The organism is Jannaschia sp. R86511 (assembly GCF_042466345.1).
Classification (GTDB): Bacteria; Actinomycetota; Actinomycetes; order Actinomycetales; family JBBAYJ01; genus Aquipuribacter.
In genome coordinates, this window is sequence record NZ_JAXHCD010000001.1 from 2,365,151 (window position 1) to 2,378,477 (window position 13,327).

Annotated in this window: 10 protein-coding genes and 1 pseudogene; 8 read left to right on the plus strand and 3 right to left on the minus strand. The window is 75.6% G+C overall.

Annotation, left to right across the window (positions count from 1 at the left end):
* Positions 1 to 119 precede the first annotated feature (119 nt).
* The 7 genes and pseudogenes from mtrA to secA all read left to right on the plus strand — a co-directional run.
* Positions 120 to 788: pseudogene (gene mtrA / locus SJY06_RS11135) on the plus strand (MtrAB system response regulator MtrA); the annotation flags it as partial.
* A gap of 149 nt (positions 789 to 937) precedes the next feature.
* Positions 938 to 2,584, plus strand: coding sequence for an MtrAB system histidine kinase MtrB (mtrB, locus tag SJY06_RS11140; protein WP_380169701.1), 1,647 nt, complete (start codon positions 938 to 940; stop codon positions 2,582 to 2,584).
* Positions 2,581 to 4,455, plus strand: a complete 1,875-nt coding sequence (locus SJY06_RS11145) for an LpqB family beta-propeller domain-containing protein (protein WP_380167526.1) — start codon at positions 2,581 to 2,583, stop codon at positions 4,453 to 4,455. Before mtrB ends, SJY06_RS11145 begins: the two co-directional genes overlap by 4 nt.
* 100 nt (positions 4,456 to 4,555) lie before the next feature.
* Positions 4,556 to 5,260 carry a ComF family protein gene (locus tag SJY06_RS11150; RefSeq protein ID WP_380167528.1) on the plus strand — a complete coding sequence of 235 codons (705 nt, stop codon included), beginning with the start codon at positions 4,556 to 4,558 and terminating at the stop codon, positions 5,258 to 5,260.
* A gap of 256 nt (positions 5,261 to 5,516) precedes the next feature.
* Positions 5,517 to 6,245 carry a ribosome hibernation-promoting factor, HPF/YfiA family gene (gene hpf, locus SJY06_RS11155; RefSeq protein ID WP_380167530.1) on the plus strand — a complete coding sequence of 243 codons (729 nt, stop codon included), beginning with the start codon at positions 5,517 to 5,519 and terminating at the stop codon, positions 6,243 to 6,245.
* Positions 6,246 to 6,363: 118 nt separating this feature from the next.
* Complete coding sequence (locus tag SJY06_RS11160; RefSeq protein ID WP_380167532.1) at positions 6,364 to 7,635, plus strand: winged helix-turn-helix domain-containing protein; 1,272 nt, start codon at positions 6,364 to 6,366, stop codon at positions 7,633 to 7,635.
* 46 nt (positions 7,636 to 7,681) lie between these two features.
* Positions 7,682 to 10,603, plus strand: a complete 2,922-nt coding sequence (gene secA / locus SJY06_RS11165; protein ID WP_380167534.1) for a preprotein translocase subunit SecA — start codon at positions 7,682 to 7,684, stop codon at positions 10,601 to 10,603.
* Positions 10,604 to 10,657: 54 nt separating this feature from the next.
* Here the strand turns inward: secA and SJY06_RS11170 are convergent, their stop codons facing one another.
* Together SJY06_RS11170 and SJY06_RS11175 are read right to left on the minus strand one after the other, a co-directional pair.
* Positions 10,658 to 11,260, minus strand: a complete 603-nt coding sequence (locus SJY06_RS11170) for an Rv3235 family protein (protein WP_380167536.1) — start codon at positions 11,258 to 11,260, stop codon at positions 10,658 to 10,660.
* 119 nt (positions 11,261 to 11,379) lie between these two features.
* Entirely contained in the window at positions 11,380 to 12,348 is a 969-nt protein-coding gene (locus SJY06_RS11175; RefSeq protein WP_380167538.1) for a LysM peptidoglycan-binding domain-containing protein, read from the minus strand.
* Positions 12,349 to 12,459: 111 nt separating this feature from the next.
* Here SJY06_RS11175 and SJY06_RS11180 point away from each other — a divergent pair, with 111 nt between their 5' ends.
* Entirely contained in the window at positions 12,460 to 12,993 is a 534-nt protein-coding gene (locus SJY06_RS11180) for a hypothetical protein (protein WP_380167540.1), read from the plus strand.
* 30 nt (positions 12,994 to 13,023) lie between these two features.
* Here the strand turns inward: SJY06_RS11180 and SJY06_RS11185 are convergent, their stop codons facing one another.
* Entirely contained in the window at positions 13,024 to 13,260 is a 237-nt protein-coding gene (locus tag SJY06_RS11185) for a helix-turn-helix domain-containing protein (RefSeq protein WP_380167542.1), read from the minus strand.
* Positions 13,261 to 13,327 lie beyond the last annotated feature (67 nt).

Below are 13,327 nucleotides of genomic sequence, written 5' to 3' on the forward strand. Positions count from 1 at the left end.
CGGTCGGCTCACCGGCGCACCCCGTCGGGCCGCACCAGGTGCGCCTCATCGTGCCACGTTCGGCCTGCGCCCCGGCCGCGCCTGGCCCGCGTGTGGCCCGGATGCCGCATGATGGGCGGATGCGAGGTCGAGTGCTGGTGGTCGACGACGATCCCGCCCTGTCGGAGATGCTGGGCATCGTGCTGCGGGGCGAGGGCCTCGACGCCGTGTTCTGCGCCGACGGCGCCAAGGCGCTGGAGGAGTTCCGGGCGCGCAAGCCGGACGTGGTCCTGCTCGACGTCATGCTGCCCGGTCTGGACGGCATAGCGGTGGCGCAGCAGATCCGGGCCGAGTCCGGCACGCCGATCGTCATGCTCACGGCGCGCTCGGACACCGTGGACGTCGTGCTGGGCCTGGAGTCCGGCGCCGACGACTACGTCGTCAAGCCGTTCAAGCCGAAGGAGCTGGTGGCCCGGGTCCGGGCCCGGCTGCGCCGGACGGACTCGGTGACGCCGGAGGTGCTGCGGATCGGGGAGCTCGTGGTCGACGTCCCCGGCCACAGCGTCACCCGGGCGGGCGAGCCGGTGTCGTTGACGCCGCTGGAGTTCGACCTGCTGGTCGCCCTGGCCCGCAAGCCGTGGCAGGTGTTCAGCCGTGAGGCCCTGCTCGAGCAGGTCTGGGGCTACCAGCACGCCGCCGACACGCGCCTGGTCAACGTCCACGTGCAGCGGCTGCGCGCCAAGATCGAGCGCGACCCGGAGAACCCGCGGTTCGTGCTCACGGTGCGCGGGGTCGGCTACCGCGCCGGTGCGGCCGACCCGGCGCCGGAGGACCCGGCACCGGCCGGCGAGCAGCCCGGTGGGTCCGTCGGGGCGGGCGGGTCGCCCGTCGACACGGGCCGGGGCACCTGAACCTCACGAGCCCCGCCGGCGCCCTCGCGAGGCAGTGGCGCCGGTCGCTGCACGTCCGGGTGGTGCTGCTGACGGTCGCCCTGGGGACCGTCGTCGTGGTGGGCCTGAGCCAGTTCGTGCTGCAGGACGTGGCCAGCGGCCTGTCGGAGCAGCGTCGGCAGTTCGCGCTCGTGGAGTCGCAGGCGCAGGTGGCCCGGACCCAGGAGCTGTTCGACCAGGCGTCGGCGCAGGACGCGGAGGCCGAGCAGCTGCTGGTCAACGACCTGCTGACCCGGCTGGAGGGCTCGGAGACGACGCGGCTGCGCGAGGTCGTGCTGCTGCGGGCCACCGGCAACCAGCGCGCGGTCAGCCTGCGGGAGACGTTCAGCGACGGTCTGCTGCCGAGCACCATCACCCCCGAGCTGCGCCAGGCCGTGGCCGAGGACCCGGCCCGCCAGCAGTCGCAGCCGGTCGAGGTCCGCTCGAACAACGAGACCGACGACGGCTCCCCGGCGATCGCGGTCGGCTCCCGCGTCGTGCTGCCGTTGTCGGGGGAGTACGACCTGTACCTGATCTACCGGATGGACCAGGAGCAGCGGAACCTGCTGGTGGTGGAGCGGGCGTTCCTGCTGGGCCAGCTGGTGCTGGTGCTGCTGGTCGCGGGGATCGCCTGGCTGGTCACGCGGCTGGTGGTCGAACCCGTCCGGGAGGCGGCCGGGACGGCTCAGCGGCTGTCCGCCGGGGCGCTGGACGAGCGGATGACCGAGCGCGGCGAGGACGACCTGGCCCTGCTGTCGCGCAGCTTCAACGCGATGGCCGACAGCCTGCAGCGGCAGATCGTGCAGCTGGAGGAGCTGTCACAGCTGCAGCAGCGGTTCGTCAGCGACGTCAGCCACGAGCTGCGGACCCCGCTGACCACCATCCGGATGGCCGCGGACCTGCTGCACGACCAGCGCCACCAGTTCGACCCCGACACCGCCCGCAGCGTCGAGCTCCTGCAGGGGCAGATCGACCGGTTCGAGTCGCTGCTGGCCGACCTGCTGGAGGTCAGCCGCTTCGACGCCGGAGCCGCGGAGCTCGACGTCGAGGCGGTCGACGTCGCGGCCGTGGTGCGTCAGGCCGTCGACGTCTGCGTCCCGCTCGCGCAGTCCCGCCAGGTCGGCCTGCGGACCGACGCCCCGCAGCAGCCGGTGATGGGCCAGGTGGACCGGCGGCGCGTGGCCCGGGTCGTCCGGAACCTGGTGTCCAACGCGGTCGAGCACGCCGAGGGCAGCGACGTGACCGTCACGGTGGCCGCCGACGCCCAGTCCGTGGCCGTCGGCGTCCGCGACCACGGCGTCGGCCTGGACCCGGCCGAGCTGGAGCGGGTGTTCGACCGGTTCTGGCGCGCCGACCCGGCCCGGGCCCGCACCAGCGGGGGCACCGGGCTCGGCCTGGCCATCTCGTTGGAGGACGCGCGGCTGCACGGCGGGCGGATCGACGTGTGGGGCAGCCCGGGGGAGGGCGCCCACTTCGTGCTCACCGTGCCCCGGCGGGACGGGGCCGATCCCGGCCTCGGCCCCATCCGGGCCCGGCCCGACGGCCTCGAGGCCGGCTCCACGGCGCAGCCGGTACCGGTCGACGAGGTCGCCCTCGGCCACCCCACGTCCATCCCCGTGCCCCCGGAGGACGTGCTCACCTCCGCCCCGCCCGCGTCCACGGAGGTGCTGCGATGACGCGCCGCGCGCTGCCCGCCCTGCTGGCCGCGCTGCTGCTGGCCCTGACCGGCTGCGTGTCCGTACCCACGTCCGGTCGGGTGGAGGCGGGCGGCGACGTCAACCAGCAGGGTGCCCGCTCGGCGCTGCGCGTCACCGCCGCCGGGCCCGCCGCCGGCGCCGACGAGCGGCAGCTGGTGGAGGGGTTCCTGGCCGCGGTCGCCGGTCTGGACGACTTCACCGTGGCGCGGGAGTTCCTCGCGCCCGAGGCCGCCGACTGGCGGCCCACCGAGCGGACCGTGGTCTACGAGGACCTGCCGACCTTCTCGCCCGCGGTGACCGACGGCGACGGCGCGACCGTGTCGGTACGGGCCGGCGTGGTCGCCCGGATCGACGAGTCCGGCCGCTACGTCGAGCAGCGCCCGGCCGTGGAGGAGCTGACCTTCCGGCTGACCCGGGTGGCCGGCGAGTGGCGCATCGCGGAGCTGCCGCCCGGCGTGCTGGTCAGCGAGGTGGACCGGGACCGGGTGCTGAGCCCGTTCGGGGTCTACTTCACCGACCCGACGCAGACCTACCTGGTGCCCGACGTGCGGTGGTTCCCGCAGCTCACGTCCTCGGCGACCTCGCTCACCCGGGCGCTGCTGGCCGGGCCCAGCGAGCCCTACCTCGGGGCGCTGCAGTCCGCGGCCCCGGCCGGGACCCGACTGGACCTGTCCAGCGTCCAGGTCGAGAACGGCGTGGCGACGGTCGACCTGACCGACGAGGTACGCCTGGCCGACCCGCAGGACCGCGCGGTCCTGCTGGCCCAGCTGCGGCAGACCCTGCGGGCCGTGCCGGGCGTGCAGAGCGTGCGGGTGACCGTCGACGGGGCCGAGCTCGACGAGCCCGAGCAGCCCGACGCGGTCGGCGTCCCCTCCCTGGTCGTCGACCCCGGGGTCGACACCCGGCCGCTGGTCCTGGCCGTGCCCCCCGAGGAGGACGGGGCCACGGGCGGGGCGTCGGGGGACCCCTCCGTCCCCGCGGACGGCGCGGACGGCGAGCCCGGGACCGAGGCGGGCGACGACGGCGCGGCGGACGCACCGGCGCTCGAGCTGGACCCTGCCGGCCGGCCGCTGGCCCCGGAGGCGGCGGCCGTGCTGGAGCTGGACCTGGACGGGGCCTCGGTCGTCCCCGGTACCGAGGCGCTGTCGGAGCAGGTCCGCACCGGGCTGGCCGTGTCGCACGACGGCGGGTCGGTGGCGGGTCTCGTCGCCGACCGCAGCGCCCTGTGGCTGCAGCAGCCGGGCTCCTCGGCGGTGGAGCTGGTGACCGGCCAGGGGCTGACCACGCCGTCGTTCGACCCGCCCGGCCTGTCCTGGGTGTGGACCGTGAGCCAGGGGGCCGGCGGCACCGCCGACGTGCCGCAGGTGCTGGCGGCCGCGGCGGACGTGGTCGAGGTGGAGGCCCGCTGGCTCAGCGCCGGGGACCGGGTGCGGGCGCTGCGGGTGAGCCGTGACGGCACCCGGGTCCTCGTGGTGCTGGCCCGGGCCGACGGGACGGTGGTGGTCCAGGTGCGGGGGATCCGCCGGGACACCGCGTCGCGCCCGCTGTCGCTGTCGCAGGCCTCCTTCGACGTCGCCCCCGAGCTGGCCGACGCGGTGGACGCCGCCTGGGTCAACGACGACCAGGTCGTCGTGCTGGGCCGCAGCGGCGAGGAGCCGCTGCGCCCGGTCGTCAGCCAGGTCGGCGGCCTGACCGAGCCCCTGGCCCCGACCCCGGGGGCGGTGACCGTCAGCGCGGCGCTGGGGGAGCGGACCGTGGTGGTGGGGACGGTCGAGGGCAGGGTCCTGCGTCGCTCGGGCAGCCTGTGGCTCGACGGGCCCGCGGGGGTCTCGCCCGCGCACGGCGGCTGAACGCACCACCCGGTACCGGCCGGCCTTCACCGGCGCGCGCGGTCGTCCACAGCCGGACGTGGCCCCGCCGGCGGGCCGGTCGGGGCCGCAGGCTGGGCGGGTGGTCGGGGACACGACAGGTCGACGCCGGCACCGCTGGAGCGGGCTGCTGGTCCCGCTCGCGTGCCCGGGATGCGACGCCTTCGACGAGGTGGTGTGCCGGGACTGCCGGGCGGGGCTGCTGCAGGGACCGCTGCTGCCGCGCGAGCTGGCCGACGGCACCACGGCCGTCGCGTCGGCGCCCTGGCGGGGCCCGGCCCGGCGGCTCGTGGTGGCCGCCAAGGAGTCCGGTCGGCACGACGTGGCCGCCGTGCTGGCCCGCGGCCTGGCCCGGGGGGTCGTCGAGGTCGTGTGGGGGCCCGCGGCCGGTGCCGCCGGGGTCACCGGACCGGTGCTGCTCGTCCCCCCGCCCGTGCGGCTGACGGCGGTGCTGCGTCGCGGCGCCCGCCCGACCGGGGACCTGGCCCACGGCGCCGCCCGGCTGCTGCGGGCGGCCGGGGCCGACGTGCGGGTGGCCGATGTCCTGCGGCACACCCGGTGGGTGCGCGACCAGGGCGACCTGGACCGCGACGGTCGGGCGGCCAACCTGGCCGGCGCCGTGCGGGTCGCCGCCTCGCGCGCGGCGGCGGCCGGGCTGGGCCCGGGGCGGGCGGTCGTGGTGGTCGACGACGTGCTGACGACCGGGGCCACGGTCCAGGCCTGCGCGCACGCCCTGCGGCAGGCCGGCGCGCAGGTGCTGGGCGCCGCGGTCGTGGCCGCCGTCTGAGCCGGACGGGTCGCACGGGGCCCGACACGCCCCCCCGACTTCACCCGACCGTCGCTCGGTACTAACGTTCCGTCATGGAGCAAGCCGCGGTCCCCAGGGGACCGCGGCTTTCTGCGTCCACGGCCCGGGGGGAGGTGGTCGACCGGTCCTGACGGCGTCGTCCGCACCCCTGCGGCGAGCGAGGACCACCCCCAGACCGGCACGGGCCGCGCGACGACCCGTGCGTCGCAACTGTCACCCGAACCCAGGAGGCTCCATGGACGTCACCGTGACCGCCCGGCACACCACAGTGCCCGACCGGTTCCGTCGTCACCTCGAGGAGAAGGTCGAGAAGGTCGAGCAGCTGTGCCCCGGATGCCACCGCATAGACGCGGTGGTCAGCGAGGAGAAGAACCCTCGCCAGACGTCGGCTGCGCACCGGATCGAGCTCACCGTCCACAGCAGGGGACCCGTGGTCAGGGGTGAGGCGAACGCGGGAGACCCGTACGCCGCGCTCGACCTGGCGCTGGCCAAGCTGTACGAACGGCTCAGGCGCGCGAGGGACCGTCGCAAGGTGCATCACGGTAGGCACGCCCCCGAGTCGCTGACCCACGCCAGCGCGCGCTGGGAGGGCATGGACCTGGAGGCGCCGCGGGAGCTGCTGCCCAGCGCCCCGGGCCTGAACGGGTCCGTCCCCTCCTCCGCCCCGTCGGCAGCGGCCGACGCGGACGCCGACGGTGCCGGCGAGGCCCCCGACCCGCTGGACGGCTCGCCGGTGGAGATCCGGGAGAAGGTGCACCCCGCGGTGCCGATGACGGTGGAGCAGGCCCTGTACGAGATGGAGCTCGTCGGGCACGACTTCTACCTGTTCGTCGACGCCGCGAACGGCAGCCCCAGCGCCATGTACCGGCGCAAGGGCTGGAGCTACGGGGTCATCCGGCTCAGCGACCACGAGGCCGCGGTGGACGACCGGGCCGCCGACGTCCCGGTGAGCGCGGGCAGCTGACCCGACGTCCGGCCGGGCCCTCGCCGGGTCCGGCCGGACGGCCGCGTCGCGCGCAAGGGCTCCCGCGACCCGGCCCCCTGCCACCCCGGTGTCGGGGCCAGGGGCCAGACTGCCGCCGGTGCGCCCCCAGCAGACCCTGTCCGCCTCCGCCGCCGTCCGGCTGGCCGTGTCGGCCACCGGCCTCGCGGGCCCGCCCGGCCCCGGCCCGCTGACCGACCGCGGCCACCTGCGCCGCCTGGTCGAGCGCCTCGGCGCGCTGCAGATCGACTCCGTCAACGTGGTGGCCCGGGCCCACCTGCTGCCCGTGCGCTCCCGGCTGGGCGGCTACGACCGGGCCGTGCTCGACGCGGCCACCTCGCGTCGCGGGGCGCGGCGACCGGTCGCCTGGGAGTACTGGGGCCACGAGGCGTCCTTCGTGGGGGCCGAGGCCCTCCAGGCGCTGCGGTGGCGGATGCACCGGGCCGAGGAGGGCGCCTGGGCGGGCATGGTCGAGGTGTCGCGCCGTCGGCCGGAGCTGACCGACGCGGTGGTGGGCGCGCTGGTCGACGGCCCGCTGACCGCCCGGCAGCTGCAGCAGCACCTCGAGCCCGGTCACACCCGGCGCACCGAGCACTGGGGCTGGAACTGGAGCGACGTCAAGCGGGCGGTGGAGTTCGCGTTCTGGTCCGGCCGCGTCACCAGCGCCGGCCGCACCGAGCAGTTCGAGCGCCGCTACGACCTGACCGAGCGGGTGTGGCCCGAGCAGGTGCTCGGCGCGCCGCGACCGTCGGAGCAGGAGGCGGCCCGGTCGCTGGTGGACCTGGCCGCCCGGGCGCAGGGCGTCGGCACGCTGGACGACCTGCGCGACCACTTCCGGCTGGGTCCGGCCGTGGCCCGCGGCGCCGTCGCGGACCTGGTCGAGGCCGGTCGGCTGCTCCCGGTGCACGTGCGGGGCTGGGGCGGCGACGCGACCGCCGTCAACGCCTGGCGCCACGTCGACGCCGTCGTGCCCCGGGCCGGCTCGGGCTGGGACCGGGCGGCCACGCTGCTGGCCCCGTTCGACCCGCTGGTGTGGCACCGGCCCCGGGTGGAACGGCTGTTCGGCTTCCGCTACCGGCTGGAGATCTACGTGCCGGCCGCCCGCCGGGTGCACGGCTACTACGTGCTGCCGTTCCTGCACCGCGGCCGGCTGGTGGCCCGGGTCGACCTCAAGGCCGACCGGGCCCGGGGTGTGCTGCGGGTGCGCTCGGCCTGGGCCGAGCCGGGGGCCGACGGTGACGACGTCCGGGCCCTGGCCGCCGAGTGCCACCGGCTGGCCCGGTGGTTGGGGGGCGACCGGGTCGAGGTCGAGCCGGTCGGTGACGCGGCGACGGTGCTGGCGGCCGCGGTGCGGGAGGGCCCGCCGGGCTGATCCCGGGTGTGAGACGTCCCCAGGGTCGGCGTCTACCATGCAGCGCGTGGGAATCATCGACCGGATGCTCAGGGTGGGCGAGGGCAAGATCGTCAAGCGCCTTGCCAAGACCGCCGACCAGGTCAACGCCATCGAGGACGACTTCGTCGCGATGAGCGATGCCGAGCTCCGGGAGGAGACCGACCGCTTCCGGGCCCGGCTGGCGGACGGCGAGACGCTCGACCGGCTGCTGCCGGAGGCGTTCGCCACCATCCGCGAGGGCGCGCGCCGCACGCTGGGCTTCCGGGCCTTCGACGTGCAGCTCATGGGCGGGGCCGCGCTGCACCTGGGCAACATCGCCGAGATGAAGACCGGTGAGGGCAAGACGCTGGCGGCCACGCTGCCGGCCTACCTCAACGCGCTGACCGGCAAGGGCGTGCACGTCGTCACCGTCAACGACTACCTGGCCCGCTACCAGAGCGACCTGATGGGCCGCGTGTTCCGGTTCGTCGGCATGGACACCGCGGTGATCCTCAACGGCCAGACCCCGGCCGAGCGGCGCACGGCGTACGCCGCGGACATCACCTACGGCACCAACAACGAGTTCGGCTTCGACTACCTGCGCGACAACATGGCGAGCAGCCTGCAGAACCTCGTCCAGCGCGACCACTACTTCGCCATCGTCGACGAGGTGGACTCCATCCTCATCGACGAGGCCCGCACGCCGCTGATCATCTCCGGCCCCGTCGAGCAGCCGCAGAAGTGGTACACCGAGTTCTCCCGCATCGCGAAGAAGATGGAGCGCGACGTCCACTACGAGGTGGACGAGAAGAAGCGCACCGTCGGCATCAGCGAGGAGGGCATCAGCCTCGTCGAGGACCACCTGGGCGTGGACAACCTGTACGAGGCGGAGAACACCCCGCTTATCGGGTTCCTCAACAACGCCGTCAAGGCCAAGGAGCTGTACCGCCGCGACAAGGACTACGTCGTGGTGGAGGGCGAGGTCAACATCGTCGACGAGCACACCGGGCGCATGCTCGCCGGGCGTCGCTACTCCGAGGGCATGCACCAGGCCATCGAGGCCAAGGAGGGCGTGGTCATCCAGCGGGAGAACCAGACGCTGGCCTCGATCACGCTGCAGAACTACTTCCGCATGTACGACAAGCTCGGCGGCATGACCGGTACGGCCCAGACCGAGGCCACCGAGTTCAGCCAGATCTACGGCATGGGCGTCGTGGAGATCCCGACGAACAAGCCGATGGTCCGCGCCGACCAGCCCGACCTGGTCTACAAGACCGAGGACGCCAAGTACACGGCGGTCATCGAGGACATCGTCGCGCGGCACGAGGCGGGCCAGCCGGTGCTGGTCGGCACCACCAGCGTCGAGAAGTCCGAGCGCCTGTCCAAGGAGCTGTCGCGGGTCGGCATCGACCACGAGGTCCTCAACGCCAAGCAGCACGCCCGGGAGGCGCAGGTCGTCGCCATGGCCGGGCGTCCCGGCGCGGTGACCGTGGCCACCAACATGGCCGGCCGCGGCACCGACATCATGCTGGGCGGCAACGCCGAGTTCATGGCGGTCACGGCGATGGCGGACCGCGGCCTGGACCCCAACGAGGACCCGGAGGCCTACGAGGCCGCCTGGCCGGAGGAGCTCAAGCGCGCCGAGGACGCCGTGCGGGCCGACGGCGAGAAGGTCCTGGCCGTCGGCGGGCTCTACGTGCTGGGCACCGAGCGGCACGAGTCCCGCCGCATCGACAACCAGCTGCGGGGCCGGTCCGGGCGCCAGGGCGACGACGGCGAGAGCCGGTTCTACCTCGCGCTGACCGACGACCTGATGCGGATGTTCAACTCCGGCCTGGTCGAGAACTTCCTCAACGCGGCCGGGATCCCCGACGACACCCCCATCGAGTCCAAGATGGTGTCGCGGTCGATCGCCAACGCGCAGCAGCAGGTCGAGAGCCGCAACTTCGAGATCCGCAAGAACGTCCTCAAGTACGACGACGTGCTCAACATGCAGCGCACCGTGATCTACAAGGAGCGTCGCCGGGTCCTGGAGCACGCGGACCTGGGCGACGAGGTGCGCCAATTCGCCGCGGACGTCGTCGAGGGCTACGTCCGCGCGGCGACCTTGGGCTCGCACTCGGAGGAGTGGGACCTGGAGCAGCTGTGGCAGCAGCTGCGCGCCCTGTACCCCGTCGGGGTGGAGGCCTTGGAGCTGGAGGCCGAGCACGGCAGCGCGCTGAGCACCGAGGTGCTGGTGCAGGAGCTCGTGGCCGACGTGCGCCTGGCCTACGACACCCGCGAGGAGGAGATGAGCCCCGCGCTGATGCGCCAGCTGGAGCGGCGGGTCGTGCTGGGCGTCATCGACCGCAAGTGGCGCGAGCACCTGTACGAGATGGACTACCTGCAGGACGGCATCGGCCTGCGCGCCATGGCCCAGCGCAACCCGCTCGTGGAGTACCAGCGCGAGGGCTACGACATGTTCCAGGCGATGACCGAGGGGATCAAGGAGGAGACCGTCCGTCTGGTCTTCGCCGCGCAGCTGACCGCTGCGGCCCCGCGGCCCCCGGCCGGCGTCGAGGTGGTCGGTGCCGGTGCGGCCGAGCCCGTCGCCGCGCCGGCCGGAGCCGCTGCGGCGGGGTCCGCACCGACCGGGGCGACCGCCGGTGCCTCGAGCGCCGGTGCGTCGGCCGCCGGTGCGTCGGCCGCCGGTGCCGGGGCGGCGGCGGGCGCGGCGGCCGACCCGCAGCCGGCCGCGGCCGACGGTGCGGCGCCTGGTTCGCCCGCCGAGGAGGCGGCCGCGTTCGAGGTGCCCGGCCTGGAGCAGAAGGTGGGCGACCTGAGCTACTCCGCGCCGACGCTGGACGGCGAGGGCGGCCAGTCCCGCTCCCGTGGTGGCCGGGGTTCCGGTGCGGGCGGGGACAGCGCCAACCGCGCCCAGCGCCGCGCGGCGGCCAAGCGCGATCAGAAGGACCGCGACCGGGGCTGAGCCCAGGTGCCGGCGGGCCCGGGGACGGCCCCGTGCCCGCCGGGGTCCGTCCGGTCAGCCGATGACCAGGGCGGTGAGGCGCCAGCGTGAGTCCTCGCCGTCGAGCCGGGCGGCGACGGCGCGGGCTCGTGGTCCGTCCAGCACCACCGCCGACACCTCGACGCCGCGCTCGCCGCAGGGGCTGAGGCGCAGCGACCGAACCACCGGACGGCGGGCCCCGCCCCTCGCCGTCATCTGCTCCAGGCGGGCCCGCTGGCGCAGGTGCGAGTAGACCTCGGGCGTGGTCCAGCGCAGCAGCTGGGTCGCCGGGCGGTGGCCGCGGACCACGTCGACCGCCGCCTGCACCAGCCGGCGGGCCAGCTGGTCGGGGCAGGGCAGGTCGCCGGCGGGGGTGGGGACGGGGTCCTCGAACGCGGGGTCGGCCGTCGCGCGGGGCAGGCCGTGCAGGACGAACGCCTGCTGCCCGGTCGCCCCGGCCGAGTCCAGGGCGTCGGTGGCCCGGCGGCGGCGGACCGGTGACGGCGTGGGACCCGCGTCATCGGCGGGGGACCAGGCCACCGGCTGCGGCTGCGGGAGCACACGCAGCCGCAGGGCCGGCGGTCGGGCGCGGCCGACGCCGGTGGCCGGGTCGCTGGTCCTGGTCGTGAGGACGGTCATGTCGTCTCCCGGTCGTGGGTGGTGGGGCTGCCCGCCCGGCACGGCACCGGCGGGTCGGGTCACGCGGTCGTCGGGTGCCACCGGTCGGACGGCGACGGGGGCCCGGAGGCGCTGCGGGGTCACGGGGCGGGCACCACGAGGCGCTGCCCGGGGAGCAGGTGGTCGGGGTCGTCGCCGACCGTCGACCGGTTGGCCTGCCACCACGCGGGCCAGGCGTCGGCCACCTCGGCGTCGGTCGCTCCCGGTCCCAGGTGCGCGGCCGCCAGGCTCCACAGGCTGTCGCCGGACCGGACGACCACCTCGCGCTCGGGGGTGAGGCGGTCGGGTTGGCCGGTCACCAGGGCCACCGTCGCGGGGTCGGTGACCTGCGGCGCGCGGAACGGCGTCGAGGTCGGGTGGGTCCGGTCGGGGGCCTCCGCGCCGGGGTCCTGGGTCGTGTCGTCACCCGTGTCGTCACCCGTGTCGCCACCCGTGCCGTCACCTGCGTCGTCGCTGCCGTCGTCTCCCGGGTGCCCGGCGTCCGGAGCGGCCGTCGCGGCGCCACCGGCCGCGGGCGGTCCGGGGTCGGCCAGCGCGGCCCAGCTGCCCGGCCGTGGTCCGTCGCCGGCGTCGGGACGGCCCGTGTCGGCCAGGCCCGTGTCGGCGGGGTCCGTGTCGGCGGGGCTCGCGTCGGCGGTGCTGGTGGCGACCACGGTCGCCTGGGGGGTCCCCACGGTCGCGGTGGCCGGCCCGGCCGAGAGCGCCGCCAGCACCATCGCAGCGACCGTGGTGGTGACGACGCCGCCCGCGCGCGAGCCGACGGACCGCGCCGGCCGCCGGACCGGTGCGGCCCCACCGGCGGCGACCGAGCGGGCCAGCCGCCAGCCCTCGGCCACCCCGGCCGCGGCGGCGGCCGCGGCCCACAGCAGGGCGGCGGAGGTCGCCGCGCAGACCAGCAGCAGCAGCGCTTCGCTCGCGTCGGTGCCCGCGCGGCCCGGGGCCAGCAGCGCGACCGCCTGCCACGCGGCGGCCACGGCGCCGCCACCGGGCAGGGTGACGACGGCCACCGACCCCAGCACCACGACCGGTCGTCCGGCTCGAACCCCCACGACATCCCCCTCACGTTGGTGTGTCTAGAGCATCTTTGATGTCGTTTGACGTTGTCAAGGCTTTTTGATGCTCCTGAAGGGGTCTGGCCTGCCGGCCCTTAGGGTGGGCCGATGCGGTGGGACGACCTGTTCGGGGACCTCGAGGCACAGCTGGCCGGCGAGGAGCGCGACGCCCTCGACGCCGAGGTGGCCGAACGCGTCCGCATCGAGCGGGGTGCGGTCACGCTCGCCGACCGCCTGCGGGCCCACGTCGGCGTCGCCCTGCGCCTGGACGTCGGACCGGTCGTGGTGCGGGGCCCGGTCCGTGAGGTGGGGGCCGACTTCGTCCTGGTCGACGACGAGGGCCTGGGGCAGAGCGTGGTGCCTCTGCCCGCCCTGGTGTCGGTGACCGGCCTCGGTCGCGCCGTCGCCCCGGCGCCGGGTGCGGTGCTGCGGCGCCTGGGTCTGACGGCCGCGCTGCGCGGCCTGGTCCGGGACCGGGCCGAGGTCAGGGTCGTCACCGACCGCGCCGAGCTGCGCGGCACGCCCTCGTTCGTCGCGGCCGACCACCTCGACCTGGTGCCGTTGAGCGCAGGCAGCCCGGAGGGGGCCGGCGTGGCCCAGGCGGTGCCGCTGTCGGCGGTGCGGGTGGTGCGGAGCCGCTGACCCCGGGCCGGTTCCGGGGCCGGCCGCTCGTCAGGCCGAGCCGACGTCCTGGCTGTCGGCCTCCTGCTGCTCGCGGGTGTGGCGCTCGGTCTCGGCGTAGGCCCGGTCGATGTAGGCCTCGAGCTCGCTGACCTCGACCCGCCACTGGCCGCGCCCGCCCACCTGGATCGCCCGGAGCTCACCGCGCCGGACCAGGGCGTAGGCCTGGGCGGCCGAGATGCTCAGGGTCTCCGCCACGTCGGTGAGGGGCATGAATCGAGCGACCATGGCCCCGATGGTGGCAGACCCCTCGGCTCCTCGGCCCCCCGTCGTCCACAGCCGTGCCGGAGGTCGT